This is a genomic window from Arthrobacter sp. ISL-95, from assembly GCF_018613695.1.
Lineage (GTDB): Bacteria > Actinomycetota > Actinomycetes > Actinomycetales > Micrococcaceae > Arthrobacter.
Genome location: NZ_JAGGPR010000005.1, coordinates 976,849 through 1,002,356 on the forward strand (window position 1 = coordinate 976,849; position 25,508 = coordinate 1,002,356).

Here is a 25,508-nt window from a genome sequence, read left to right on the forward strand (position 1 = left end):
TTCGGAATAGAAATAGGTAGCTGGGGAACCGGCGCTCTTTCCATCAAAATTGGGACAATCCAAGTCGTCTCGGCAGGAAATCGAGGCATAATTCCTACTCCGCGGCACCCGCAGATCAGCCGAGACGAACGTTGACAACATCATTGAGATTCCTATCGGTTCGCGGCGTCAGTCCACGACGCCGGTGGGCCAGCCCGCCGGGCCCGCGCTGCCGGCGTCGTACTCTTCCAGCGGGACGTCGCCGGCCTCCCAGGCGCGGAGGACCGGCTCAATGATCCGCCAGCAGTCCTCGGCGGTATCGCCCCGGACAGACAACAAGGGGTCACCGTTCAGGATGCCTTCCAGCACTTCACCGTACGGAAGCATTCCGGCCGCGTTGAGCCGGGTCACCAAACTGGCGCGGTCCAGAGTGAAGATGTCGCCGGGGCCGTTGACATCGACGTCGAGTTCCAGCACATCCGGGCCGAAACCGATCCGCAGCTGGTTGGGGGAGTCCACACCGGAAAATCCCTTGGGCAGGTGGGGGACAGGGCGGAAAGTGATGACGGCTTCCTTGCGCCGGTGTCCCATGGCCTTGCCGGATCGAAGGATGAACGGCACACCCTTCCACCGCCAGTTGTCTATCTCCACCCGGACCTCCGCCAGGGTTTCGGTGTTGCGTGAAGGGTCTACACCTTCCTCGGCAGCGTAATCCGGCACCGTTCTTTCGCCGAGTGTTCCCGCCGTATATCGGGCACGGCGTGTGGATTCGCTGTATGGGGCTTTGATGCTGCTGGCCCGCAGGACCGTCGCCACGGCGTCACGCAGGTCCCGTTCGTCAATGGTGGCTGGAGCGTCGATCGCGAGGAAAGCAATGATGTGCAGGAGATGGCTCTGGATCATGTCGCGAAGGGCGCCGGCAGTGTCGTAGTATCGGGCCCGTCCTTCGAGTGCCAGGTCCTCATCGAAGATGACCTCCACCTTCTCGATGTGGTCCCGGTTCCATACCGGCTCCAAGAACCTGTTGGCGAAACGGAGTCCCAGGATGTTCAGTACCGTCGCTTTGCCCAGAAAGTGGTCCACGCGGTGGATGTGGTCCTCGGGAACCAGTGCTGCGAGTGTCTTGTTGAGTTCACGCGCAGACTCTGTTCCGGAGCCGAAGGGCTTTTCCATCACCAAGCGTGTCCCAGGGGGCAGTTGATCCCGGTGGAGAACCTCGCAGGCTTTCTGGCTGACGTGGGGCGGCAAGGCGAAGTAGATGGCCACGGGACCCTCAAGCCGGGCCAGCAGCTCGGCCAACGGGCCTTCAGCGGTGACATCCACCTGATGGTATTCGGTGGTTGATGCAACGGCAGCTACGTCGGCGCGGCCTGCGGCGTCGGCGGCGCTTGATGCTGCAGCGAAGGCAGTGTTGACCCGGTCCTGCCACTGTTCAGGGGACCACGGGTCAGAACCCGCTCCCACCAAACGAAGGCCGGGCGCCCGGCCGGCAGCCAGGAGTCCGGCCAGTCCGGGCAGAAGCAGCCTGCCTGTCAGGTCCCCGGACGCGCCGAGGATGAGCAACGTTTTTACAGTTGTTTTGCTGGTCACTGTGCCAGCATGCCATCTTGCAGGTGCGACTTGGTACCCTAGATAGTCGAGTCCCGTAGTCGATTCAGATTTGTTGGCTGAGGCACATTTGCTGGGGCAAGAATGATCAGGACTATGGCGTGCCGCATTGGCCGCCATTCGTAGACCATCGAAAGAAGTGCACGGCGCGTGTTCAATTCACTCTCTGACCGGTTGACAGCAACCTTCAAGAACCTTCGTGGCAAGGGCCGCCTCACCGAGGCTGATGTCGATGCCACCGTTCGTGAGATTCGCCGTGCCCTGCTGGATGCGGACGTTGCAGTATCCGTGGTCCGCGAGTTCACCGGCCGTATCCGCGAACGCGCCCTGGGCGCCGAAGTCTCGGGAGCATTGAACCCGAGCCAGCAGATCGTGAAGATCGTCAACGAGGAACTCAAGGAGATCCTTGGTGGCGAAACCCGTCGCATCCGTTTGGCCAAGACCGGCCCCACCATCATCATGCTCGCCGGCCTCCAGGGTGCCGGCAAGACCACCTTGGCCGGCAAGCTGTCCAAGTGGCTCAAGTCCCAGGGGCACAGCCCCATGCTGGTGGCCTGTGATCTTCAGCGCCCCAACGCAGTGACCCAGCTCCAGGTTGTGGGACAGCGCGCGGGCGTCCCGGTGTTCGCTCCGCACCCGGGCGCAACGTCCGAGCTTGAGCACCCTGCCGGCGACCCCGTGGCCGTAGCCAAGGCAGGTGTGGAGGAAGCGCGTCAGAAGCTGCACGACGTCGTGATTGTTGACACCGCCGGTCGTCTTGGCGTCGACGCCGAGATGATGGATCAGGCCCGCCGCATCCGTCAGGCGATCATTCCTAACGAAGTCCTGTTCGTCATCGACTCCATGATCGGCCAGGACGCCGTGAACACGGCTATGGCGTTCGATGAAGGCGTCAACTTCACGGGCATCGTGTTGTCCAAGCTCGACGGCGATGCCCGCGGCGGTGCCGCGCTGTCGGTGGCGTCCGTTACTGGCAAGCCGGTGATGTTTGCGTCCACCGGTGAAGGCCTTGATGATTTCGAGCTCTTCCACCCGGACCGTATGGCTTCCCGCATCCTGGACATGGGTGACGTCCTCACGCTGATCGAACAGGCTGAGAAGGCGTGGGACAAGGACGAAGCTGCCCGGATGGCGAAGAAGTTCGCCGACCAGGAAGACTTCACCCTGGACGACTTCCTCGCCCAGATGCAGCAGATCCGCAACATGGGCTCCATGAAGAAGATGCTCATGATGATGCCGGGTGCGCAGAACATCCGCCAGCAGCTGGAGAACTTCGACGAAAAAGAGATTGACCGCGTCGAGGCAATCGTCCGCTCCATGACTCCCCACGAGCGTGTTGCGCCGAAGATCATCAACGGCTCACGCCGCGCCCGTATTGCCAAGGGTTCCGGTGTGCACGTGTCCGAGGTCAACGGCCTGCTGGAGCGTTTCGCCCAAGCCCAGAAGATGATGAAGAAGCTCGCTCAGGGCGGCGGCATGCCGGGTATGCCCGGGATGCCTGGCCTCGGAGGCCCCGGCGGAGGACGCAAGAGCGGCAAAAACGCGCCCAAGAAGAAGGCTCGCTCGGGCAACCCTGCCAAGGCTGCCCAAGAACTGCGTGATGCCGAAGCCAAGCGGGCAAACGCAGCGTCGGCAGCTCCCTCGGGGGCAGCTTTTGGTCAGGGTGCAGCAGACTTTGATCCGTCATCGATGAATCTTCCCAAGGGCTTCGACAAGTTCCTCGGCAAGTAGTCCGTGGCCGACATCCCAACCGCGTCGCAGTTGGGATGTCGGAGCTGTGGAATAGGCTGAATCAATGCATAAGCAGCGCGTAGTCTTCGTCCACGGCCTAGGCAGCTTCGGAGCTGCGGCGTGGCCGAAGCAACATGGCATGGCCCTTGCTTATGACGCTTTGTTCCTGAGGCGGCACGGCTTTGATGCCCTTGCAGAGCCTGTGGAGTCCGACATCCCGGCCGACGTCGCAATCGTGATCAACGCCTTGGCCGACTCCGGCGGCGGTCATATTGTTGCCCATGAACAAGGCGCGATTTCGGCAATGTTGGCAGCAGTTCAGTGCCCTGATCTGGTGCACTCGCTCTCTTTGGTTGAGCCGTCCTGCCTGTCCCTGACGGCTGAACTTCCAGCCACAGCCTCATACAGGGCCCTCATGGAACCCTTGTTTGAGGTCCGGGACCAGCTTAACGACGCCGATTACCAGCGCGAGTTCTACCGGCGTGCTTTCTCGGCCGAGGCCGGTGGGCCGGACACTCCGGAGGCCCGGCGATCAGCCCGCAGGCTCCGGCTCCAGTCACCGCCATGGGAAGCCCCGCTTCACATTGTGCCGGGCGTCCCCACACTGGTTCTCACCGGCGGATGGGAACCTTTATATGAGGAAATTGCCGGGTACCTCCAGGAGACCGGTGCCCTCCGCCGTGTGGCAGCGGGCGAACACCGGCCGCAGGATTCCGTTGACGGCGATCAGGCCATCCGCTCCTTCATCGCCAATGTTGGCCGGTCAATGTCAGTTCGGGCTTCCTGAACCGACTTCACTGCTTCCTTGTTTCGCGGGGACTTGAGGCTCCGGCAAGTAGACCTTTCCACCCGAAGCCAGGAACTCATGGCTCTTCTCTTGCATGCCGCTGTACATCTCAGAGATGGCAGCCTGCGCCTCGGCCGATCCGTATTCGTCCCGGATGTCTTGGCTGATGCGCATCGAACAGAACTTGGGACCGCACATGGAGCAGAAATGGGCAGTTTTTGCCGGTTCTGCAGGCAGCGTCTCGTCGTGGAATGCTTCTGCCGTGACCGGGTCCAGGGACAAAGCGAACTGGTCCCTCCAGCGGAACTCGAACCGCGCCTTGGACAGCGCATCATCACGTTCATGGGCTCCCGGGTGCCCCTTGGCGAGGTCCGCGGCATGGGCCGCGATCTTGTACGTGATGACACCTGTCTTGACGTCGTCCTTGTTGGGGAGTCCCAAGTGCTCCTTCGGGGTCACGTAACAGAGCATTGCCGTGCCGTAGCGTGCAATTTCCGTGGCGCCGATGGCCGAGGTGATGTGGTCATAGCCGGGGGCAATGTCAGTCACCAAGGGACCCAAGGTGTAAAACGGCGCACCTTTGCACAGTTCCTGCTGGCGCTCAACATTCTCGCGCACCAGATGGAAGGGAATGTGGCCGGGACCTTCCACCATGACTTGGACATCGAACTCCCACGCCCGCTGTGTCAGCTCTGCGAGAGTATCCAGCTCGGCAAACTGCGCGGCGTCGTTGGCGTCTGCAATTGAGCCGGGACGCAGTCCGTCGCCCAGGGAGAATGCGACATCGTATTGGGCGAAGATTTCACACAGCTCGTCAAAGTGCGTGTAGAGGAAGTTCTCCTGGTGGTGCGCCAGGCACCAGCCGGCCATGATGGAACCGCCACGGGAAACGATTCCCGTGACCCTGTTGGCGGTCAAAGGCACGTACCTGAGTAGAACGCCCGCATGGATGGTCATGTAGTCCACGCCTTGCTCGCATTGCTCAATGACGGTATCGCGGAAGATTTCCCACGTCAGCTTGTTGGCCTCGCCGTTCACCTTTTCCAGCGCTTGGTAGATGGGAACTGTTCCGATGGGAACGGGCGAGTTGCGGATGATCCACTCACGCGTGGTGTGGATATCGTCTCCCGTGGAGAGGTCCATCACGGTGTCAGCACCCCACTGCGCCGCCCACTGCAGCTTGTCCACTTCCTCGGCAATGGAACTGGTGACAGCCGAGTTGCCGATGTTGGCGTTGATCTTAACCAGGAACGCCTTGCCAATGATCATGGGTTCGGATTCGGGGTGGTTGATGTTGTTGGGAATGATCGCCCTTCCCGCGGCGACCTCGCTGCGGACAAGTTCAACATCGCAGCTCTCCCGCAACGCCACGAACTGCATCTCCGGCGTCACTATGCCCCGTTTCGCGTAGTGCATCTGGGTTACGGTCCTACCCGGGACCGCGCGGCGCGGCACCGGTTGCGCACCCTTCCATTCCGCTGACGCTGCTCCTCGCCGGACGGCTGATTTGCCGTCGTCGTGCAGGTTCCGTTCGCGGCCCGAATAGGCCTCAGTGTCTGTGCGGGCTTCAATCCATGGCGCACGGAACGGCTCCAACCCAACCACGGGGTCGCTGCCAGGCCCCGCGGTTCGGTAAACCTGCAGAGGCTGGTTGACTTGACCGTTGGGGGACAGTTCCAGCGCGATCTCCGTGACAGGGACCCGTATGCCATGGCGGGGATCTTCCAACCAAGCCAACGAATGGGATTTCAACGACTGCGTGACGGACTGGTTGTGACCCGCGTTGAGCTTATTTTGGCTTGCATTGGACTGATTTTGGACAGGGCTGTGCTGTGTTTCGGCGGTGCTCAAGGGAATACTCACTTCCTTCGCCGGCATTACCCGGACAGGTTCAACGGTCGCAGACTGCATCAGTCCGATCTCAGCCCCTGCAGGGGCCCCCGTGTGGTCGTAGACGAAGCTACCACAGCTCCGAGCAGCCGCCCAGTCACATACATCAGGAGGGTTCTGCGGCACCACCCGGCTACGCTTTTGTGATGGCCAACATCATCGAATTCAGGGGCCCCGTGCTTGTCTCGGCGCACGAAGAGCGCCACGGGCTATGGTCCGTGGACGGCATATTGACGTTTCAGCGTCCCGCCGCCCCGCCGGACAGGGTGCTGGATGGCTGGGTACTGCCGGGTTTGGTTGACGCCCACTGTCATATCGGCCTCGGTGTTGGAGGAGCGGTGGAGGAGCAGGCCACCCTTCTTCAGGCCCAAGCCGACCTCGACGCCGGGACGCTGCTGATCCGTGATTGCGGATCGCCCGGCGATACCCGCTGGGTGCAGCAGCGAACTGACCTGCCCCGACTCATCCGTTCAGGCCGGCATATCGCCCGGAGCCGACGATACCTCCGCGGCCTGGGCCATGAAATTGAGCCGGACGAACTTGTTGAGACCGTCCGAAAGGAAGCCCGGGACGGCGATGGTTGGGTAAAACTGGTGGGCGACTGGATAGATCGCAGCGTTGGGGATCTCGCGCCCTCCTTTCCGGCCAAGACCGTGAAGGAAGCTATCTCAGCCGCACATGATGAAGGTGCAAGGGTCACGGCTCACTGTTTCGGCGAGGACACCATCGATCACATGCTCGACGCCAACATCGATTGCATTGAGCACGCCACCGGCCTCCTTCCCAGGCACCTTCCCCGCTTGGTGGAACAGTCAGTGCCGATTGTTCCCACGTTGGTCAACATCGCCACCTTCCCGGACATAGCCGCGCAAGCTGCGCCTAAGTTTCCGCAGTACGCGGACCACATGCTCCGTCTCTGGGATCGCCGTCATGAGCGCGTGTTGGAGGCTTTCGAGGCGGGGGTATCCATTCACGCCGGTACCGATGCCGGCAGCGTGATCCAGCACGGGCGGATTGCGGATGAAATGAAGGAACTGCACGACGCCGGCCTGCCGCCGGCGGCGGTCCTGCACGCTGCAACATGGGGTGCCCGGGCGTGGCTGGGAGCCGAGGGTATCAGCGAAGGCGCGAGTGCCGACGTCGTGCTGTGCAGTGACGATCCGAGAGGTGAGCTGGCGACAATTGCCAGGCTCAAGCACGTAGTCCTTCGGGGTAACGTGGTCCGCTAGGAATAAATTGAAGCTTCAAGTAATTTATATAGGTAGGAAGGTGCCGATGAGCGGCAACCTCGGAACCGGGAGCTTCACATGACCTCATCATCCAGCCAGGATCTTCTGCCTGCCGAACTCACCATGGGCACCGTCATGCTCAAGGTGGGCGACATGAAGGTCATGGGCGACTACTACCAGCGTGCCCTTGGCTTGGAGGTTGTGGGCGAGCAAGACGGCGGACTCTATCTGGGGCGCTTGGGTAAGCCGGTGGTCCACCTGGCCCCGGCGGCGGGGCTCCAGGTCCCGGCAAGGGGAGAGGCCGGGCTGTTCCACACGGCCATCCTGTTCCAGGACCAGCCATCGCTGGCCGCGACGATTGCCACCGCCGCGGAATACGAGCCCCGGGCTTTCGCAGGGAGTGCTGACCATTTGGTAAGCGAAGCCTTCTACTTCACTGACCCGGAGGGCAATGGCATAGAGCTTTACTATGACAAGCCGCGTGAGCTCTGGCAGTGGGACGGCAAGAATGTGGTGATGGACAATGTGGCATTGCCCCCGCAGCGCTTCCTCCAACAGCACCTGAGTGAAGCGGCCGTGACCGGGCAGCTCGAGGCCGCTGCCGGCATCGGGCATGTTCACCTTCAGGTGGGTGACGTGGAGTCTGCGCAAAAGTTCTACGTGGAAACACTCGGGTTCGAGCGGACCGCAGGGTGGCACGGCCAGGCATTGTTCGTTTCCGCGGGTGGCTACCACCATCACATGGCCATGAACGTCTGGAACAGCCGTGGAGCAGGTCCCCGCAAAGACACTCTGGGCCTGGGTGAGGTGCTGATCGAAGTCCCCGGCGGTGACGACGTAGCAGCGCTGGCCGATCGCCTCAAGGTTGCGGCTGTACGGCATCATCACACCGGAGCCGAGCTTCACTTTGAGGATCCCTGGCGGAACAAACTGCGGGTTGCCGTCCGCTAAAGCCCTCTCTGCCTGAGTGCCCGCGCGCCCGTTGTGCTGCACTAGGCTGGACGGAGACGGTGCGGAGTCTTCCGGATTCCGTGCCGCCGACCCGTCAGCACGAAGGAATGAGAGTACTTTCCATGGGCTTTGCCGAAATTTTTGTAGCCACCCACGATGAAGCACTCAAGCGGGCAGCAGCTCTGGACAAAGGTGCGGATGTGACCGGCCCGGCCGTGCGGATTGACGGCATTACCGACTTCGAAGTCGAACAGTTGGGCGACCTTGCCGGGCAAGCGGTCCACGCCGCCGGGGCTGACTACGAGCTTGCCTTGGTAGACGTCACCAGTGATGCCCTCTTGGGTGTCCCCGAAGCAATGGTGCGGGCTTTAGCCGAGCTTCTCACCTATGAGAGCGAAGGCGACGCCAACGTTCTCGACGACGTCGCGGCCGCCTGGGCTGCGCAGGACGACATGCCTTTCGATGCCGCGCAATCACGCCAGTATGTCCAGCAACTGGCTGCCCTTGCAACGGACGTTGAAAAGGCGGAGCGCACCGGGCTCTACGTCTGGTCCGAATAAGCCCTTGGTTCGCGGAAGGCCGCACCACTAATGGGGGGGAGTGGGGAAGAACACGCCGCCGCGCTTAGCCGAAGTCGTATTTACTCCGGGCATCTGGCACAATAGACAGGTACTCGATCGGTGCGGCCCCTCTCTCCGTACTCGTATCTTGTCCTTCGAACCGTCAAGTATGGCCCGCCCCACGGGTGCAGAACGTCGGGTTCAACCTCGTTTCAGAAACAGGAGTGACCACAAAAGTGGCCGTAAAGATTCGCCTTAAGCGCTTCGGTAAGATGCGCGCACCGTACTACCGCATCGTCGTCATGGATGCCCGCGCCAAGCGCGATGGCCGTGCCATTGAAGAGATCGGCAAGTACCACCCCACCGAAGAGCCGTCGTACATCGAGGTAGCCTCCGAGCGCGCCCAGTACTGGCTTTCCGTTGGTGCCCAGCCCACCGAGCAGGTTGCCGCGATCCTCAAGATCACCGGTGACTGGCAGAAGTTCAAGGGCCTGCCGGGCCAGGAAGGCACCCTGAAGACTAAAGCTCCGAAGGAAGCCTTCGTAGCCCCGGAGAAGGGTTCCGTCATCATTCCGGAAGCCATCACCAAGAAGGCCAAGAAGGACGAAGCCGAAGCTCCGGCCGAGGCTGAAGCAGAGACCACCGAGGCTGAGTAAGTTGCTGGCAGAAGCGCTCGAGCACTTGGTCCGTGGGATCGTCGACAGCCCTGAGGATGTCAAGGTCAGTGCCAAGAACAACCGCCGCGGGGAGTCCCTCGAGGTGCGTGTTCACCAGGAGGACCTCGGACGGGTGATCGGCCGTCAGGGACGCACCGCACGTGCATTGCGCACCGTGGTTGCAGCCTTGGCTGGTGGCGAACAGGTCAGGGTCGACGTCGTCGACACCGACCGTCGCCGGTAACGCGCTCAGCACTACTTGTCTTAGATCCGGCCCCTTCACCGAATATGGTGGAGGGGCCGGATTGCTTTATCCACAATTTCCTGTCCGTTGCCGCCACACGGCGCGGGCACTACAAGAATTCAGAGGAACCCATGCAGCTCCAGGTGGCCCGGATCGGTAAACCCCATGGCATCCGCGGCGAGGTTACGGTGCAGGTACTCACCGACGCCCCCTCCGAGCGTTTCGTCGCCGGAACCGAGTTCGTGGTGGAGCCCGCGTCCGCTGGCCCACTGACCATCCGCAGCGCCAGGTGGAATAAGGACATCCTCCTGCTGGGCTTCGAAGAGATTGCCGACCGCAACGCTGCCGAGGTCATCCGGGGCGCGAAGCTCTTCATTGAAACCGAGGAACTCGACGACGAAGACGACGGCGAGGGCTGGTACGAGCACGAGCTGGTTGGCCTGGAGGCCCGGGTTGGTTCGCAAGTAGTGGGCAAAGTTGCCGCTCTGACCACCCTCCCCGTCCAGGACCTGCTGACGGTCAAGGCTCCCGGTGGCAAGGAAATCCTTATTCCCTTCGTGGACGAAATCGTTCCGGAGGTTAACGTCGAGGAAGGCTACATCCTTCTCACACCGCCGTCGGGCCTTTTTGAGATCAACGACGACAACCCCAGGGAGCCCAAGGACGGCGCCGGGGATGATGCCTGAATGAGGATCGACGTTGTCAGTATCTTTCCTGAGTACCTCGCCCCGCTGGAGCTTTCACTTATCGGCAAGGCCCGCCAGGATGGGTTGCTGGAGTTGAATGTCCATGATCTGCGTACCTTCACCACGGACAAGCACCGCACGGTGGATGACACCCCGTATGGTGGCGGCGCCGGGATGGTCATGAAACCTGAACCGTGGGCACAAGCCCTGGAATCGGTGGCCGCTGTCCGTGAAGGCTCCAAGCCGGTGCTGATTGTTCCTTCGCCGGCGGGGGAGAAGTTCAACCAGGCCTTGGCTTATGAGCTGGCCGAAGAACAGCAACTCGTCTTCGCCTGCGGCCGCTACGAAGGCATAGACGAGCGAGTTATCGATTGGGCTCATGATCATTTCACGGTCCGCCCTGTCAGCTTGGGCGACTACGTCCTCAATGGCGGCGAGGTGGCAGTGTTGGCCATGGTCGAAGCGATCGGGCGGCTGCTTCCAGGCGTGGTTGGCAATCCGGAATCCTTGGTTGAGGAGTCTCACTCGGATGGCCTCCTGGAGTATCCCGTTTACACCAAGCCCTCGGCATGGCGGGACCATGACGTCCCCCCGATCCTCCTCAGCGGCAACCACGGCAAGATTGCACAGTGGCGGCGCCACGAGCAGTTCCGCCGGACGGCGGAGCGCAGGCCGGATCTGATGGAAGGTTTCGACGCCGGCGTCTTGAGTCGCGCGGACCGGCAGGCCCTGGCAGACCTCGGGTATGAGGTCGTTGACGGCCGCCTGCGTGCCAAGCCCGTCGGCAAGGACGGGAACTAAGTCCACTTCCCGCCGTCGAAAGTTGCCGTGAGGCCGGGCGGTTGGCCGGATGAGGGCGACTGTGGCAGAATTAACCCTTGTGTCTGCTGGGCTGACACCTGCCACAGGGGGAGTTCAGCCAACAGTCGGACAACCCGGCGATGCCAATCAGTGGGAGAGCCGGATACTAAGAAACTTCGGCGGAGATTTCCGGTGCGCCTTCGTGCCCCGGGCTTGTCTGCCGTAACCCAAAGTGAATGACCTGTGGCGTTCACCAGGAGTGGATTAATGCATATCCTCGATAGCGTAGATGCAGCCTCGCTGCGTAATGATGTTCCGGAGTTCCGTGCGGGCGACACCCTCAAGGTTCACGTCAACATCATCGAAGGCAAGAACTCCCGTGTCCAGGTATTCCAGGGCTTCGTCCTGGGCCGCCAGGGTGACGGCGTTCGCGAAACCTTCACCGTGCGTAAGGTTTCCTTCGGTGTCGGCGTAGAGCGTACCTTCCCGGTGCACTCCCCGATCATCGACAAGATCGAGGTCGTCACCAAGGGTGACGTCCGCCGCGCCAAGCTTTACTACATGCGCGCACTGCGCGGTAAGGCTGCGAAGATCAAGGAAAAGCGCGACTTCGCCAAGTAAGTCTTCCGACTTACGTAACGGGTCCAGGATTCGTGCCCGGTTGTTCCGGAGCAATCCGCAACGCAACAGGGATACGAGTCATGGACACATCAGAACGCCAGCCCCGGAAACAGGGCTGGCGTTTTGTTTTGCTCGCACTGGTGTTGGCTGTCGCCATCAGCGGCTTGGTCCGGTCCTTGTGGCTGGATGTTTATTACATTCCGTCCGAATCCATGGAACCACTCTTGGAAGAGGGAGACCGGATCCTGGTCTCACGGACGGCCTTCAACTCCGAGCCGATACGTCGCGGGGACGTTGTGGTCTTCGACGGCCGCGGTTCCTTCGCCCCTCTGAGCAGTGGTCAGGGACCGTTCGTTGACGCGGTGTCGGCCGCGAGCCAGTGGTTCGGGCTCACCGGCAGCGACACCACCTATGTCAAGCGGGTCATTGGGGTCGGGGGAGACCACGTCCAATGCTGCGACGCAGCAGGGCATCTCACGGTGAACGGTCAGGTTCTTGAGGAACCCTATCTATATCCGGGGAACGATCCCAGCACACAGAAATTTGATGTCGTTGTTCCTGAAGGCCGCCTCTGGCTCATGGGGGATCACCGTTCACGTTCTGCTGACTCCCGTGGGCTGCTGGGTGCCCCGGGCGGAGGCATGGTCCCCGTCGATCGCGTTATTGGTGAACCGGTCCGGATTGTCTGGCCACTTGATAGATTTGCAGAAATGCCTCGCTCAGCGCAGGCCGAAACACCACCACCGAAGAACGGACAGTAAATGCCGGACAAAGCTCCAGAGAACCCCGAGCGGTACGACGACGACGCCCGGCTCTTGGATGGAACGGCAAGCACCGCCGGCGTGGCTGAGCCCCGCCCGGTGGACGACACCACGCCTGGCGGCCGCGCGGGGGCGGACGAGTCACGTTCCCGGGATTCCGAAGGCGGATCCCACGCAGCTGAGAAACCGCGCAAGAACCCCGTGCTCGTCTGGGTTAAGGAGATCGTCACCGTAGTAGCGATTGCGCTGGTGTTGTCCTTCCTTCTCAAGACTTTCCTGTTCAGGGCGTTCTACATTCCGTCCGAGTCCATGGAGAGCACCTTGGACGTCAACGACCGAATCTTCATCAATCTCCTGGTGCCCGGGCCTTTCGACCTGGCGCGCGGGGACGTGGTGGTCTTCAGGGATGCCCAGGCTTGGTTGCCGCCAGTGGCCGCGAAACCGGCCGGGCCCATGGACTGGGTGGGAGATGGCCTCGAGTTCGTTGGTTTGGCTCCTGATAATAATGATCAGCACTTGGTCAAGCGCATCATCGGCCTTCCCGGGGACAGAATCTCCTGTTGTGACGCAGAGGGCCGTCTTTCCATCAACGGCGTGCCGGTGAACGAGACCTACATCAACCCCGCCGAGGTACCGCAGCCGAAGACCTTCGATATTGTTGTTCCGGAAGGAAAAGTGTGGGTGATGGGCGATAACCGCAACCACTCGGAAGATTCCCGTATGCATCAGGAAGTCAACGGGGGTTTCATCAACATTGAGGATGTTGAAGGCAAAGCCACCGTCATTGCGTGGCCGATCAACCGCTGGACCATCCTCGATAACTATCAGGACGTCTTCCGTGACGTCCCTGAAGGTACCCCGGCTAAGTAAGGCACTTGGGCAAAGTGATGGCATCAACGGCTACCGGCTCCAGAGGCAAGTCCCCGGCCGCGGCGAATATTAAATCCACGGCAAAGGCCAAATCCACTGGGAAGGGAAAATCCACCACGAAGGCCAAGAACCCGGTGGGTTTCCCTACCCTTGACATTGAACGGTCATTCTTATCCTCCGGAGTGCGCTTGCTGGCAGGAGTAGATGAGGTTGGGCGCGGAGCCTTGGCAGGGCCGGTCAGCGTTGGCATTACTGTGGTGAACCTTGAGGAGCATGGCCTCCTGGCTGACGTCAAGGACAGCAAGCTGCTCAAGCCCGAAGACCGCGACAGGCTTGAACCCCTGGTTCGTGAGTGGGCTGTGGCCTCTGCTGTGGGACACGCTTCCTCCAAGGAAATTGATGACATTGGCATCATCGCCGCGTTGCGGCTGGCAGGTACCCGAGCCTGGCTGGAGATCCTGGCCGGTGGCATCAAACCTGACGTGGTCCTGCTCGATGGCAGCCACAATTGGTTGTCGCCGGATGTGCAAGCCTCACTCTTTGACACCGCGGGGCCCGGTCCGTTGTGCGAAGCACCTGTCCATACCAGGATCAAAGCGGATATGAGCTGCCTCAGTGTTGCTGCTGCCAGTGTTCTGGCCAAAGTTGCCCGGGACAGGATCATGGTGGACCTGCATTCGGAAATACCCTCTTATGGCTGGAACGTGAACAAGGGGTACGCCACATCTGCTCACCGGGATGTCATCCGCCTGCAAGGCCCCAGCATCCATCACAGAACGAGCTGGAACCTCACCGGGCCAGACTTGGCCTGAGGCCTCCCTGGCCCCTCTGCTATTTCATGTGGCTCGTGCTGCCCGGCTGATAGTGCAAGATGGAACTATGAGCGCCGAGGACCTTGAGAACTATGAAACCGACATGGAGCTTCAGCTCTACCGTGAGTACCGGGATGTTGTCGGTCTGTTCAGCTACGTAGTGGAAACCGAGCGGCGGTTCTACTTGGCCAATCACGTGGACCTGCAGGCCCGCAGCGCGGACGGCGAAGTCTACTTTGACCTCACCTTGCAGGATGCCTGGGTCTGGGACGTCTACCGCTCCGCCCGCTTCGTCAAGAATGTCCGGGTGATCACGTTCAAGGACGTCAATGTGGAAGAACTGCCACGGAGCGAGGACCTGGCTTTACCAAAGGATGGAAGCCTTGGGGACTTGGGAGATCTGGGCAACTAACGCCTTCCTTTCATCCGTAAGTATTCCTCCACAGCATTGACTTCTTTACCTTTACCCACATAGCACTGTGACCCCCTGCCGCCTCACCCCACGAGCCTGAAAGCTGGTGCTTGGAGGTGGTGGTCATGAGAGCAAAAGACCTGCTTGGCCGTAACGGCGAAGCGCTGGCGGCCGATTTTCTGGAAAACCAGGGAATGCGGATCGTCGACCGCAATTGGCGGTGCGCGGACGGTGAGATCGACATCGTGGCGATCGAGGGTGACACGCTGGTTGTTGCCGAAGTAAAGACCCGGAAGAGCCTGGATTACGGTCATCCTTTTGAGGCGGTGGGCGAAGCCAAGCTAGCGCGTCTTCATCGGCTCTCATCGTCGTGGTGCCGGGAACATGACCTCAATGCGCTGCGAAGGCGGATCGATGTTGTTTCCGTGATTGACAGTGGCATCGGTGAGCCGCAGCTGGAGCACTTGCGCGGTGTTGGCTGATGGGCGTCGGGCGCAGCTACTGCGTTGCACTGGTGGGGCTCAATGGTTACATCGTGGAGGTCGAAGCCGACATCGGGCAAACCCTCCCGAACTTCGTCATCCTGGGATTACCCGATGCAGCTTTGAACGAAGCGAAGGAGCGCATCCGGTCAGCTGCCCAAAACTCCGGAATTCCTCTGAGCAGACGGAAGATCACGGCCAACCTGATTCCAGCATCCCTCCCTAAACGAGGCTCCGGATTTGATCTCGCCATCACCATGGCCGTGCTCCGTGCTGCCGGTGACATCCGCGAAATTGGCGGGACCGTGTTCATTGCGGAGCTTGGGTTGGATGGCAGGTTGAGGCCCGTACGTGGCATCCTTCCTGCAGTGATGGCGGCTGTTCAGGCGGGCTACCCGGACGTTGTGGTGGCTGATGCCAACGCAGTGGAAGCGTCGCTGGTCCCGGGAGCCAACGTTCGCGGTTACAAGACCCTTGCCCGTCTTGCCTTCGACTTTGGCGCGGATCCAAAAGACCTCGTCCTCGACTACAACCCTGTTGACGTGGACGTGCCTGAGAATGAGGTGGAACTGACTCCATTGGTGCCGGATCTTTGTGACGTGTCGGGGCAAAGCGAGGCACGCCGTGCCTTGGAGGTAGCCGCTGCCGGCGGACACCACATGTTGCTGACCGGGCCGCCGGGGGCAGGTAAGACGATGCTGGCGGAGCGCTTGCCGGGCCTGCTCCCGGACTTGGCTGACACGGCGGCCATGGAGGTGACCGCCATCCACTCGTTGGCCGCTGTCCAGCCATCGGCCGTGAGGCTCATCCGCAGGCCTCCCTTTGAAAATCCACACCACAGTGCCACCTCTGCTGCCATCATCGGTGGAGGCTCGGGACTTCCCAGGCCCGGTGCCGCTTCGCGTGCACATCGCGGTGTCTTGTTCCTGGACGAAGCTCCGGAGTATGAACGCCGGGTATTGGATGCCCTCCGGCAACCTCTGGAAAGCGGTGAGTTGGTCATACACCGTTCGGCCGGAACTGCGGCATACCCTGCCCGATTTCAGCTGGTACTTGCCGCGAATCCATGCCCATGCGGCAAAGCGTCCGGGAAAGGCATGGACTGTACGTGCACTGCCATGATGCGCCGGAGATACTTTGGTCGGATCTCGGGGCCTCTGTTGGACCGCGTGGATATTCAACTGCAGGTTGAGCGGGTGTCTCTGGCCGACTTTGGCCATGCCGGCAGGGAGGAAGATACGCGCACTGTCGCTGCACGGGTTACGGCGGCCAGGGAGCGGCAACTTGAGCGCTTGTTGGACATGGGGCTTGAGACCAATTCGCAGGTGCCCGGGCGCACCTTGCGGGGTGAGCTGCGGCTGGCTCCAGGGACCACTCGGATTCTGGACACTGCTCTGGAACGAGGCACCCTCACTGCACGCGGTTACGATCGCGTACTCCGACTGGCATGGACCTTGGCAGATCTGGGGCACAGCGATACACCGGACATCGATCATATTGGTCAGGCTTTGGGCCTGCGGCAAGCTGCGGCTGCGACATGAGTACTACGGACGCGAAGGGAAGCAAGGCCATGGCCGTATTGGAGAAGCAAGACAAGGAACGAATCGCCAGAGCGGCACTGGCCCGGCTCATGGAGCCACAGGACTCCGTGGGCCTGGCATTGGTGCGTGCCGTAGGTGCAGTGGATACTTTGGGTATCGCAACCGGAGAGCTGGGAGCAGGGCCAAACCTGGAACGGGAGATCTCTGCCCTGCTGCTTGACGGAGGAGGGGCATCGTCATGGGCCGGGCTTCCGGCGAGCCTTCGACGATGGGCGCCCCGCGTTAGAGACCTCGCGCCGGACCGGGACCTTGAAACCATGCATAGGTTGGGAGGCCGGTTGATCATTCCGGGCGATGAGCTGTGGCCGGAGCAGTTGGAAGCACTTGGCCTCCAAGAGCCACTTTGCTTGTGGTGGCGGGGAAAGGAACAGCCGCTGCCCACCTCCGGACAAGCGATCGCCCTTGTTGGGTCGAGGGACAGCACCAACTATGGCGCATCCGTCACAGGCGATCTCGCATACGGTCTGGCTCAGCGCGGTTTTACCGTGGTTTCCGGCGGGGCCTACGGCATTGACGCTCATGCCCACCGAGGTGCCCTGAGCGGCGGAGTTGCCAACGTGCCCACTATCGCCGTCATGGCAGGAGGCGTGGATCGTTTCTACCCATCAGGCAACGAAGACCTCCTTCGGGCAGTATCCACCCAGGGGGCTGTCATGTCAGAGGTACCACCCGGTTCCGCTCCCACCCGGTACAGGTTCCTGCAACGAAACCGGATTATCGCGGCCTTGGCATCAGTGACAGTGGTCGTAGAAGCGCGATGGAGATCCGGAGCCCTCAACACAGCCCATCATGCTGAAACCATCGGAAGGGTTGTTGCCGCCGTCCCTGGATCCATTCACAGCGCCAACTCGGCAGGCTGCCACCGCCTCCTCCGCGACGGGGGAGCAGTCTGTGTCACCGACGTCGGGGAGATTGCTGAGCTTGCCGGCGGCATAGGAGAAACCATAAGTGAGGACAGGGACGCCCGCGCTGCCGTGCACGACGGACTGTCTCTGGAGGATCTGATTCTTCTTGATGCCTTGCCGCTCCGATCCACAAGTTCGGTGGAGAAGCTGACGGTGGTGGCAGGGCTGAGCGCGGACGCTGTGCGTGCGGGCCTGGGCCGGCTGGGTCTGCTGGGATTGGCCAGCTCCGAACGGGGCGCCTGGAAGCGGACCAAAACTTCCTAGCCCGGTAATGGACGCATGTTGGTGCACCTTGTTTGCACTGGCGGCTGGCAGAGTGGGAAGGGTGGACGGACAACCATTACCAGCAGCCCTTCAAAGAGCAGTCGAGGGCTTCCGGCGCTACTTGGAGGGCGAACGTGCCAGGTCGGTGCATACAGTCCGTGCCTACCTGGCCGATGTTGAGAGTCTCCTCGGTTTTGCGGTGTCGGAGGGGGTCCAGGAACTTGGGCAACTGGAGTTGGGCTCTTTGCGCCGCTGGCTTGGAGCGCAGAGTGAGTCGGGCATGGCAAGGGCTACGCTGGCGCGACGGGCCGCAACGGCCCGTTCCTTTACGGGTTGGGCGCTTCGGGAGGAACTCATCGGGACGGACCCGGCAGTCCGTTTGCAGGCGCCCAAGCGGGATAAGTCCCTGCCGGGGGTCCTTCATCAGCAGCAGGTCTCCCGGATGGTGGATGATCTGAACACTGCGGCCGCTGAAGGCGGTCCAATGGCCTTGCGCAATAGGGCAATGGTGGAGCTTTTATATGGCACCGGAGTCCGCGTTGGTGAGCTGGCGGGTCTGGACATCGATGACCTTGATCCTGATCGACGCACGCTGAAGGTGCTCGGTAAGGGCAACAAGGAACGCACTGTCCCTTTCGGGGTCCCGGCAGCTGTGGCAGTGGATGACTGGCTCCGGCGAGGCAGGCCGGCCGTGGTGACTGCCACGAGCGGGCCTGCCCTGTTCCTGGGAGTGCGTGGCAACCGGGTTGATCCACGCCAAATCCGGGCTGTGGTCAGCGAGCTGCTGCAGGCGTTGGGTGATACATCTGCCACAGGGCCGCACGCGCTCAGGCACAGCGCGGCTACCCACTTACTGGACGGGGGAGCTGACTTGCGTGCAGTGCAGGAAATCCTTGGTCACAGCAGCCTTGCAACCACGCAGATTTACACCCATGTATCCGTGGACCGCCTCCGGAAGAGCTACCAGCAAGCGCACCCAAGGGCCTGAGCGTAGCCCCTTATGTGCCGCACTGGCGGAAACGGGCAGGGTACGGCAAAATGAAAGCACCACGGGGAAACCTTCAATTCACGGTTGAGGGTTAGATCTGTGCCAGTATCGTCTGTAGCAGTGACAAAGTAGTAGTACTCACAAACCAGGCAGTCCACGAAAAACTAAATAGCCTGTCAGGGCCCCTTGAGTTACAAGGCATCCGGCAGCAACAGCAAACATCCAGGCAGAGGTCGTTGGGGAAGACGTACCTACAGCTATGGAGGATGGAATGTCTGTTGCAACAACGCGTGGTGTCTTGTTCGTGCACTCGGCCCCTACGGCACTTTGCCCGCACGTTGAGTGGGCCATTGGATCGGTCGTCGATAAGCGAACCGATCTTGAGTGGACCCCTCAACCGGCTGCGCCGGGAATGTTCCGGGCCGAGCTCTCGTGGACCGGCGCGCCTGGTACGGGGGCTCAATTGGCGTCCGCTCTAAGGGGCTGGGCGCACTTGCGTTACGAGGTGACCGAAGAACCCAGCCAAGGGGTGGACGGTGCGCGTTGGTCGCACACCCCGGAGCTGGGCATTTTCCATGCCGTCACTGACGTGCACGGCAATATCATGGTCACCGAGGACCGCATCCGCTACGCCTATGAGTCCGGTGCGGGCGACCCCTCCGCTGTTTATCATGAGCTCTCATTGGCGTTGGGTGAAGCGTGGGATGAGGAACTGGAGCCCTTCCGCCACGCAGCTGAAGGTGCCCCCGTGCGCTGGTTGCACCAAGTTGGTTAGCGCGGCCTTCAGTAGTATTGCTCGTAAGTACTGACTCAGCGTCTCCTCATAGCAATGAGAAGGGCCCCACCTGCTGGTGGGGCCCTTCTCATGTCTAAACTCCTGTGCCTCCATGTTTGGCGGCAGGAGTCCGGCTCAGACGTTACGCACTGCGATGACGGCGTTGTGGCCGCCAAAGCCGAACGAGTTACTCAATGCCACGATGTCTCCGGTGGGAAGATCGCGAACGGAGGTCACGACGTCGAGGGGGATCTCCGGATCCTGGTTTTCGAGGTTGATGGTGACAGGAGCCTTGCGTTCATAGACGGCGAGTACGGTCAGTACGGCCTCAACAGCTCCTGAAGCGCCCAGGAGGTGGCCCATCTGCGACTTAGTAGCGGAGACCGCCACACTGTCCACGTGCGTCCCCAGAGCGGCGCGCAGGGCTGTGTACTCCGGCTTGTCGCCGACGGGAGTCGAGGTGGCGTGCGCGTTGACGTGCACCACGTCCTCCGCCTGGATTCGGCCATCGAACATTGCCGCTTTGAGCGCACGGGTGGCTCCCAGGCCCTCGGGGTCCGGTGCTGTGATGTGGTAAGCGTCGGCAGTCACGGATGTTCCGGCGAGTTCAGCGTAAATGCGCGCGCCTCGGGCGATTGCGTGCTCTTCGGCCTCGAGAACCAAAGCGCCGGCGCCTTCTCCCATGACGAAGCCATCACGGTCGCGGTCGTACGGGCGGGAAGCGCGTTCCGGTTCGTCGTTGCGACGGGACAAGGCCTGCATGGAGGAGAACGCGGCCAAGGGCATCGGGTGAATTGCTGCTTCAGCACCACCGCACACCACAACGTCCGCTTTTCCGGAACGGATCAAGTCCAAGCCCAAGTGGAGGGCTTCGGTGCCGGATGCACAGGCCGAAACGGGAGTGTGTGCTCCGGCGCGGGCGCCGAGGTCGAGGCTGACCGCTGCTGCCACACCGTTGGGCATGAGCATGGGGACGGTCATGGGCAGGACCCTGCGGGGGCCCTTGTCCCTGAGCGTGTCCCACGCATCAAGGAGAGTCCAGACGCCGCCGATACCGGTGGCAAATGCTACAGCGAGCCGGTCGTGGTCGATTTCTTCGATGCCGGAGTCAGCCCACGCCTCGCGGGCTGCGATGACGCCGAACTGCGTGGAGGGGTCCATGCGCTTGGCCTCAACGCGGCTTAGGACCTCAAGTGCCGGCGTCGAGGCCCGGGCAGCAAAGTGGACCGGGAGGTCGTACTTGGCCACCCACTCGTCGCCGAGCGTGCGGGCGCCGGAGACCCCTTTCAGCGCGTTCTGCCACATTGTGGGTACGTCGCCGCCGATGGGAGTGGTGGCCCCCAGACCGGTTATGACTACTTTGCGTGCCATGCGATCACTCTCTGTCGGATAGCCGTCCCGCATGCGCGGTTCACAGGGGGAGGCTTGAAAATCTATGGGTGTTACTGCGGCTGTGCCGGGCGCAAGGAAAGAATTCCCGGCCCGGCACAGCTTGTGTCAGGACTAAGCCTGTGCGTTGGCGATGAAGCTGACGGCGTCGCCGACGGTCTTGAGGTTCTTGACCTCTTCGTCCGGGATGCGAACGCCGAACTTCTCTTCAGCGTTGACGACGATCGTCATCATGGAGATGGAGTCGATGTCCAGGTCCTCGGTGAAGGACTTGTCCAGCTCCACGGCTTCGGTGGCGAGGCCGGTTTCCTCATTGACGATTTCAGCCAGGCCGGCCAGGATCTCTTCGTTGCTAGCCATTGTTGGCTCCTTTTCTTGTTGGACCGGCTACTGCCGGAAAGGGGGCAAACCGCGGGTTGCGGCTTGGGTTTGTAAGTCGTATTCAGTTGGCTGTTGGTAGCCGGGAGGAGGCCCGGTCTACGGCAGAACCACTACCTGCGCGCCAAAGACCAGTCCGGCGCCGAACCCGATTTGCAGGGCCAGGCCTCCGCTTAGCTCAGGGTTCTCCTGAAGCAAGCGGTGTGTTGCCAACGGGATGGATGCCGCGGACGTGTTTCCCGCCTGGGCGATGTCGCGGCCGATGACAACAGATTCGGGAAGCTTGAGCTTCTTGACCATCTCGTCGATGATGCGCATGTTGGCCTGGTGGGGAACGAAGGCAGCGAGGTCGCTGGCTTCGATGCCGGCGGCATCCAAGGCCTGCTGGGCGACTTTGGCCATTTCCCAGACGGCCCAGCGGAACACGGTCTGACCGTCTTGCCGCAGAGTGGGCCAAACGTCCTGAGTTGCCGAAAGAATGGCGGGGTCGTCGATTTCATCGGAGTGCCGCGCGGATTCGCCCAGCTTCTTGACGTCCTCAAGAGAGTGGGTCATGCCAATGGCGTCCCACTTGCTGCCGTCCGAACCCCAGACCGAGGGGCCGATGCCGGGAGTGTCGGATGGGCCGACCACCACAGCACCTGCGCCGTCACCAAGGAGGAACGAGATGGTGCGTTCGTGGTTGTCGATCACATCGGAGAGCTTCTCCGCGCCAACAACCAGGACGTACTGAGCCGCACCTGAACGGACCAGGGCGTCGGCCTGGGCCACGCCGTAGCAGTACCCTGCACAGGCGGCGGAGATGTCGAAGGCCGGTGCCGGCGTCGCACCCAAACGCTCGGTGAGTGCAGCGGCAGCGGAGGGCGTCGCGTAGGGGTGCGTCACGGTTGACACGATCACAGCGCCCAGCTGGGACGCTTCAATTCCGGCTTGCTGAAGCGCTTCGCGTGCAGCGCCTTCGGCCATGTCGATGACGCTGACGTCAGCAGCAGCGCGGTGGCGGGTGATGATGCCGGTGCGCTGGCGGATCCATTCATCCGAGGAATCGATCCACTGGCAGACGTCGTCATTGGTGACGATGACGTCCGGGCGGTAGGCGCCGATGCCCAGGATGCGCGCATTCTCGTTGACAACAGCCTTGTTCAACACGGGAGTGCTCATGCCTGTCCCTCCAGTTCTGCGAAGAGTGCGAGAGCCGCGGACAGGTCATCCGGGGTTTTGACGGCAACAGTCTTGACGCCTGGCATGCCGCGCTTGGCGAGCCCTGCGAGCGTGCCGGCAGGGGCAAGTTCAATCACGCCGGTAACGCCGCGCTCCACCAGTGTTTCCATGCATAGATCCCAACGGACGGGCCGGGAGACCTGAGCGATCAAGCTTTCTACGGCAGCAGCACCTGCCGTAACTTCCTTGCCGTCGAAGTTGGACAGCAGCGGCACAGCCGGGTTTTGCGGTGCCAAAGACGGCTTGAGAGCTTCGAGGGCGCTGACTGCCGGTGCCATATGGGACGTGTGGAATGCCCCTGCAACCTTGAGGGGGATCACGCGTGCCTTCGCCGGCGGGTTATCTGCCAATGCCTTGAGTTGTTCGAACGTGCCCGCGGCAACTGTTTGTCCGGCCCCGTTGACGTTGGCCGGAGTGGCGCCGGCGGCCTCAATCGCTGCCAGGACCTCGGCGGGGTCTCCGCCCACAACTGCACTCATGCCCGTGGGTGTCACAGCAGCCGCTGCGGCCATGCTGTTGGCGCGCTCCCGAACGAAGGTCATGGCCTCGGACTCGGTGAGGACGCCAGCGAGGGCTGAAGCCGTGATTTCGCCAACGGAATGCCCGGCGAGAATGACAGGAAGGGTGCTGAGTTCCACATCGAACAAGGACTTGGCGGCAACCAGGCCGGCAGCAACGATCAGGGGCTGCGCTACGGCAGTGTCCTTGATGGTCTCTTCATCCGAAGTGGTTCCGTGGGCCTTGAGGTCAATGCCTGCGATTTCGCTCAGGGCGGCCAAGTGGCCTTCGATGGAGGGGAGTTCCAGCCAAGGGGCCAAAAATCCGGGGGTCTGGGAGCCCTGTCCAGGGCAGACGATTGCAAGCACGTATCCAGCTTTCCAAATTGCCACGTGATCCACTGGTGTTTTGGTACACCAAGCTCACTGGGTCAGTTTGTAGGAAGTCTACAACGGTTCAGTTCTGTGAACGTGACGCATGACGTTCGGAAGCGGCTTTTGGTTGGGCTGAAAGACGGCCTACCACCAGCGCCGTTTGCAGCACAAACGCCTCCCTGGGAAGGAGGGGATCCCAGCCTGTCACGTCACAGACACGCTTCAAACGGTAGCGCACGGTGTTGGCATGGACGAACAGTTCCCGCGCCGTGGCCTCCAGCGAGTGGCCGAGCTCCAAGTACGTCCCCAGGGTCTCAACGAGGCCATTCGAGGCGGCCAGCAGTGGCCTGTAGATGTTCTTGATCAGTGATCTGCGGGCGGCGTCGTCACCGGAAACAACACGCTCCGGAAGGAGGTCGTCGGCAGCTACGGGGCGCGGCGCGGAAGGCCATGCGCGGGCTGCGGTGAGCCCCGCGAATGCCGCTTGAGCGGAGCCGCTCGCCTCCAGCAAGGAGCCTGCTTCAGGGCCGTAGACCACGGCGCCGGGGGCAAAGAGTTCACTGAGTTTGACGTAGGCGGTGTCGCGGTCCTGCACACCTCCAAGGATGAGAATTAGCCGGTCACCTTGGATTCCCACCAGCGCGTCCTCTGCGAAGCGCCCGGCGGTACGGCGTAGTTCGCTGACGTAGCTTGCGCTTGGCTCCGAGGGCGAATTCCCCACCATGACGGTGAATCGCTCCTGGGCTTTCCAGCCGAGGGCTGCGATCCTGGACCGCAAAGCATCGGTGTTTTCACCGCGCAGGATTGCGTCAACGATCAACGCCTCGAGGCGTGTGTCCCAGGATCCACGGGATTCCGCCGCCCGCGCATACACATCGGCGGCCGCGAAGGCCACTTCCCGCGAATAGCGCAATACGGCCTCGCGGAGTGAAGGTTGGTCCGATTCCGGCGCAATAACAGGAACCTGGTCCTCCACGACTTCCACAACGATCCGGATCAGTTGCAGGGCCTTCTGCAGGCTAATGGATCGAGTCAGCTCAGTAGGGGCGTTGCCGAAGACGTCAGTGAGAATCCACGACGGCGAGCTGGGACGCTCGTACCACGTCACGAAGGCAGCAATGCCGTTCTGGGCCACCAAGCCCAAGGCAGAGCGTTCATCGGAGCTCAGACGGCCATACCACGGCAGTGATTTCTCCAGTTGCCGCATGGTGCTGGTGGATAGTTGGCCCACATTGGCGCGGAGTTGCCGCAGGGTTTCGGCCTTTTCGGGTGACAATGCCTGGGGCGCTGCCTTGCGCTTGGTGGTGGTTTTGCTCGGCTCTGCCATGGAACGAGCATACGGCCCATCCCGGACAAGCTCCATTTGTGAGAAGGCTACAACTCATGTTGTTGCTGGTCACGTCCTTGGCAAGCATGCCTCAACCCGGTTCAAGCATGCCCTCACCCGGTTAAAGCCCGACGGCGGCCCTCACCTTTGTGGTGGAGGCCGCCGTCGCGGTTAGTGCTGGTGTTTGCAGGGGTCACCCCACAATCAGTTAGGCGTCGCCGCCTGCTCCGCCGGTGGTACCGGCGTTCACATCCAGGAGCCGGTACTTCTCGATCGCCTTTTCCAGCGCACCTGCTTCAACTTCGCCCTTGGCGGCGAGGAGTTGGAGGGTTTTGGCGACGATGGAGTGGGTGTCGTTTTTGAAGTAGCGGCGTGCGGCTTGGCGGGTGTCGGAGAAGCCGAAGCCGTCTGCTCCGAGGGAGGCGAAGTCGTTGGGGATGAATTGGCGGATTTGGTCGGGGACGGCTTTCATGTAGTCGGAGACTGCGATGACCGGTCCGGTGGTGGTTGCGAGTTGTTCGGTGATGAACGGGGTGCGGGCGGGTTGGCCGGGGTTGAGGAAGGCGTGTTCTTCGGCGGCGAGTCCGTCGCGGCGGAGTTCGTTCCAGGAGGTTACGGAGTAGACGGTGGCGGCGACGTTCCAGTCTTCGGCGAGGATCCGGGCGGCTTCGAGGGCCCAGGGGACGGAGACGCCGGAGGCGAGGATGT

27 protein-coding genes and 1 riboswitch are annotated in these 25,508 nt (G+C 61.7%); of the genes, 19 read left to right on the top strand and 8 right to left on the bottom strand.

Annotated features, from left to right (window positions below; all coding sequences use genetic code 11):
• Nucleotides 1-168: 168 nt before the first annotated feature.
• Entirely contained in the window at nucleotides 169-1,707 is a 1,539-nt protein-coding gene (locus tag J7I86_RS10695) for a glucose-6-phosphate dehydrogenase (RefSeq protein WP_286179522.1), read from the bottom strand.
• Between the two features lie 30 nt (nucleotides 1,708-1,737).
• Here J7I86_RS10695 and ffh point away from each other — a divergent pair, with 30 nt between their 5' ends.
• Together ffh and J7I86_RS10705 are read left to right on the top strand one after the other, a co-directional pair.
• Nucleotides 1,738-3,318: a signal recognition particle protein gene (gene ffh / locus J7I86_RS10700; RefSeq protein ID WP_214819532.1), complete on the top strand. Its 1,581-nt coding sequence runs from the start codon at nucleotides 1,738-1,740 to the stop codon at nucleotides 3,316-3,318.
• A gap of 64 nt (nucleotides 3,319-3,382) precedes the next feature.
• Nucleotides 3,383-4,105, top strand: a complete 723-nt coding sequence (locus tag J7I86_RS10705; RefSeq protein WP_214819533.1) for an alpha/beta fold hydrolase — start codon at nucleotides 3,383-3,385, stop codon at nucleotides 4,103-4,105.
• On the opposite strand, the gene thiC is transcribed toward J7I86_RS10705, so the two are convergent.
• Nucleotides 4,088-5,956 carry a phosphomethylpyrimidine synthase ThiC gene (thiC, locus tag J7I86_RS10710; RefSeq protein WP_214819535.1) on the bottom strand — a complete coding sequence of 623 codons (1,869 nt, stop codon included), beginning with the start codon at nucleotides 5,954-5,956 and terminating at the stop codon, nucleotides 4,088-4,090. The genes J7I86_RS10705 and thiC overlap by 18 nt on opposite strands.
• A riboswitch (TPP riboswitch) is annotated at nucleotides 5,952-6,059 on the bottom strand. (Overlaps the previous gene by 5 nt.)
• Before the next feature lie 82 nt (nucleotides 6,060-6,141).
• Here thiC and J7I86_RS10715 point away from each other — a divergent pair.
• The 17 genes from J7I86_RS10715 to J7I86_RS10795 all read left to right on the top strand — a co-directional run bounded on the left by J7I86_RS10715 (nucleotide 6,142) and on the right by J7I86_RS10795 (nucleotide 19,613).
• Nucleotides 6,142-7,224 carry an amidohydrolase family protein gene (locus tag J7I86_RS10715; protein WP_214819537.1) on the top strand — a complete coding sequence of 361 codons (1,083 nt, stop codon included), beginning with the start codon at nucleotides 6,142-6,144 and terminating at the stop codon, nucleotides 7,222-7,224.
• Nucleotides 7,225-7,302: 78 nt separating this feature from the next.
• On the top strand, nucleotides 7,303-8,175 hold the full coding sequence (locus tag J7I86_RS10720) for a VOC family protein (RefSeq protein ID WP_214819539.1): 873 nt from the start codon (nucleotides 7,303-7,305) through the stop codon (nucleotides 8,173-8,175).
• A gap of 122 nt (nucleotides 8,176-8,297) precedes the next feature.
• Nucleotides 8,298-8,735: a hypothetical protein gene (locus J7I86_RS10725; RefSeq protein WP_214819540.1), complete on the top strand. Its 438-nt coding sequence runs from the start codon at nucleotides 8,298-8,300 to the stop codon at nucleotides 8,733-8,735.
• A 236-nt stretch (nucleotides 8,736-8,971) separates the two neighbouring features.
• Nucleotides 8,972-9,391, top strand: a complete 420-nt coding sequence (rpsP, locus tag J7I86_RS10730; RefSeq protein WP_017199647.1) for a 30S ribosomal protein S16 — start codon at nucleotides 8,972-8,974, stop codon at nucleotides 9,389-9,391.
• A gap of 1 nt (nucleotide 9,392) precedes the next feature.
• Nucleotides 9,393-9,635, top strand: a complete 243-nt coding sequence (locus J7I86_RS10735) for an RNA-binding protein (protein WP_011775119.1) — start codon at nucleotides 9,393-9,395, stop codon at nucleotides 9,633-9,635.
• A gap of 131 nt (nucleotides 9,636-9,766) precedes the next feature.
• The gene (rimM, locus tag J7I86_RS10740) at nucleotides 9,767-10,321 is read left to right on the top strand and encodes a ribosome maturation factor RimM (RefSeq protein WP_214819542.1); all 555 of its coding nucleotides are present in this window, start codon (nucleotides 9,767-9,769) and stop codon (nucleotides 10,319-10,321) included.
• Complete coding sequence (gene trmD / locus J7I86_RS10745; RefSeq protein ID WP_214819544.1) at nucleotides 10,322-11,122, top strand: tRNA (guanosine(37)-N1)-methyltransferase TrmD; 801 nt, start codon at nucleotides 10,322-10,324, stop codon at nucleotides 11,120-11,122. It begins immediately after the preceding gene.
• Nucleotides 11,123-11,389: 267 nt separating this feature from the next.
• On the top strand, nucleotides 11,390-11,743 hold the full coding sequence (gene rplS / locus J7I86_RS10750; protein ID WP_014922079.1) for a 50S ribosomal protein L19: 354 nt from the start codon (nucleotides 11,390-11,392) through the stop codon (nucleotides 11,741-11,743).
• Nucleotides 11,744-11,823: 80 nt separating this feature from the next.
• Nucleotides 11,824-12,504: a signal peptidase I gene (gene lepB / locus J7I86_RS10755; protein WP_214819546.1), complete on the top strand. Its 681-nt coding sequence runs from the start codon at nucleotides 11,824-11,826 to the stop codon at nucleotides 12,502-12,504.
• Nucleotides 12,505-13,374 (top strand): signal peptidase I, encoded by an 870-nt coding sequence (lepB, locus tag J7I86_RS10760; RefSeq protein WP_214819548.1) that lies wholly within the window; start codon nucleotides 12,505-12,507, stop codon nucleotides 13,372-13,374.
• A gap of 17 nt (nucleotides 13,375-13,391) precedes the next feature.
• Nucleotides 13,392-14,186 carry a ribonuclease HII gene (locus J7I86_RS10765; RefSeq protein ID WP_214819679.1) on the top strand — a complete coding sequence of 265 codons (795 nt, stop codon included), beginning with the start codon at nucleotides 13,392-13,394 and terminating at the stop codon, nucleotides 14,184-14,186.
• A gap of 67 nt (nucleotides 14,187-14,253) precedes the next feature.
• Entirely contained in the window at nucleotides 14,254-14,598 is a 345-nt protein-coding gene (locus tag J7I86_RS10770) for a DUF2469 domain-containing protein (protein ID WP_214819550.1), read from the top strand.
• A gap of 116 nt (nucleotides 14,599-14,714) precedes the next feature.
• Nucleotides 14,715-15,080 carry a YraN family protein gene (locus J7I86_RS10775; protein WP_214819681.1) on the top strand — a complete coding sequence of 122 codons (366 nt, stop codon included), beginning with the start codon at nucleotides 14,715-14,717 and terminating at the stop codon, nucleotides 15,078-15,080.
• On the top strand, nucleotides 15,080-16,621 hold the full coding sequence (locus tag J7I86_RS10780; RefSeq protein ID WP_214819552.1) for a YifB family Mg chelatase-like AAA ATPase: 1,542 nt from the start codon (nucleotides 15,080-15,082) through the stop codon (nucleotides 16,619-16,621). The genes J7I86_RS10775 and J7I86_RS10780 overlap by 1 nt, the downstream gene beginning before the upstream one ends.
• Nucleotides 16,618-17,850 carry a DNA-processing protein DprA gene (dprA, locus tag J7I86_RS10785; protein ID WP_214819553.1) on the top strand — a complete coding sequence of 411 codons (1,233 nt, stop codon included), beginning with the start codon at nucleotides 16,618-16,620 and terminating at the stop codon, nucleotides 17,848-17,850. The genes J7I86_RS10780 and dprA overlap by 4 nt, the downstream gene beginning before the upstream one ends.
• A gap of 61 nt (nucleotides 17,851-17,911) precedes the next feature.
• The gene (locus J7I86_RS10790; RefSeq protein ID WP_214819555.1) at nucleotides 17,912-18,838 is read left to right on the top strand and encodes a tyrosine recombinase XerC; all 927 of its coding nucleotides are present in this window, start codon (nucleotides 17,912-17,914) and stop codon (nucleotides 18,836-18,838) included.
• A gap of 271 nt (nucleotides 18,839-19,109) precedes the next feature.
• Nucleotides 19,110-19,613: a DUF3145 domain-containing protein gene (locus J7I86_RS10795; protein WP_018776197.1), complete on the top strand. Its 504-nt coding sequence runs from the start codon at nucleotides 19,110-19,112 to the stop codon at nucleotides 19,611-19,613.
• Nucleotides 19,614-19,748: 135 nt separating this feature from the next.
• On the opposite strand, the gene J7I86_RS10800 is transcribed toward J7I86_RS10795, so the two are convergent.
• The 6 genes from J7I86_RS10800 to J7I86_RS10825 all read right to left on the bottom strand — a co-directional run.
• Nucleotides 19,749-20,984: a beta-ketoacyl synthase gene (locus tag J7I86_RS10800; RefSeq protein ID WP_214819557.1), complete on the bottom strand. Its 1,236-nt coding sequence runs from the start codon at nucleotides 20,982-20,984 to the stop codon at nucleotides 19,749-19,751.
• A 132-nt stretch (nucleotides 20,985-21,116) separates the two neighbouring features.
• On the bottom strand, nucleotides 21,117-21,362 hold the full coding sequence (locus J7I86_RS10805; RefSeq protein WP_011692310.1) for an acyl carrier protein: 246 nt from the start codon (nucleotides 21,360-21,362) through the stop codon (nucleotides 21,117-21,119).
• 117 nt (nucleotides 21,363-21,479) lie between these two features.
• The gene (locus tag J7I86_RS10810) at nucleotides 21,480-22,541 is read right to left on the bottom strand and encodes a beta-ketoacyl-ACP synthase III (RefSeq protein WP_214819559.1); all 1,062 of its coding nucleotides are present in this window, start codon (nucleotides 22,539-22,541) and stop codon (nucleotides 21,480-21,482) included.
• Nucleotides 22,538-23,467 carry an ACP S-malonyltransferase gene (locus J7I86_RS10815; protein WP_214819683.1) on the bottom strand — a complete coding sequence of 310 codons (930 nt, stop codon included), beginning with the start codon at nucleotides 23,465-23,467 and terminating at the stop codon, nucleotides 22,538-22,540. The genes J7I86_RS10810 and J7I86_RS10815 overlap by 4 nt, the downstream gene beginning before the upstream one ends.
• Before the next feature lie 88 nt (nucleotides 23,468-23,555).
• Entirely contained in the window at nucleotides 23,556-24,800 is a 1,245-nt protein-coding gene (locus tag J7I86_RS10820; protein WP_214819561.1) for a CdaR family transcriptional regulator, read from the bottom strand.
• Nucleotides 24,801-25,008: 208 nt separating this feature from the next.
• Nucleotides 25,009-25,508: transketolase-like TK C-terminal-containing protein (locus tag J7I86_RS10825; protein ID WP_396019864.1), on the bottom strand; the 500-nt coding region annotated here is incomplete at its 5' end.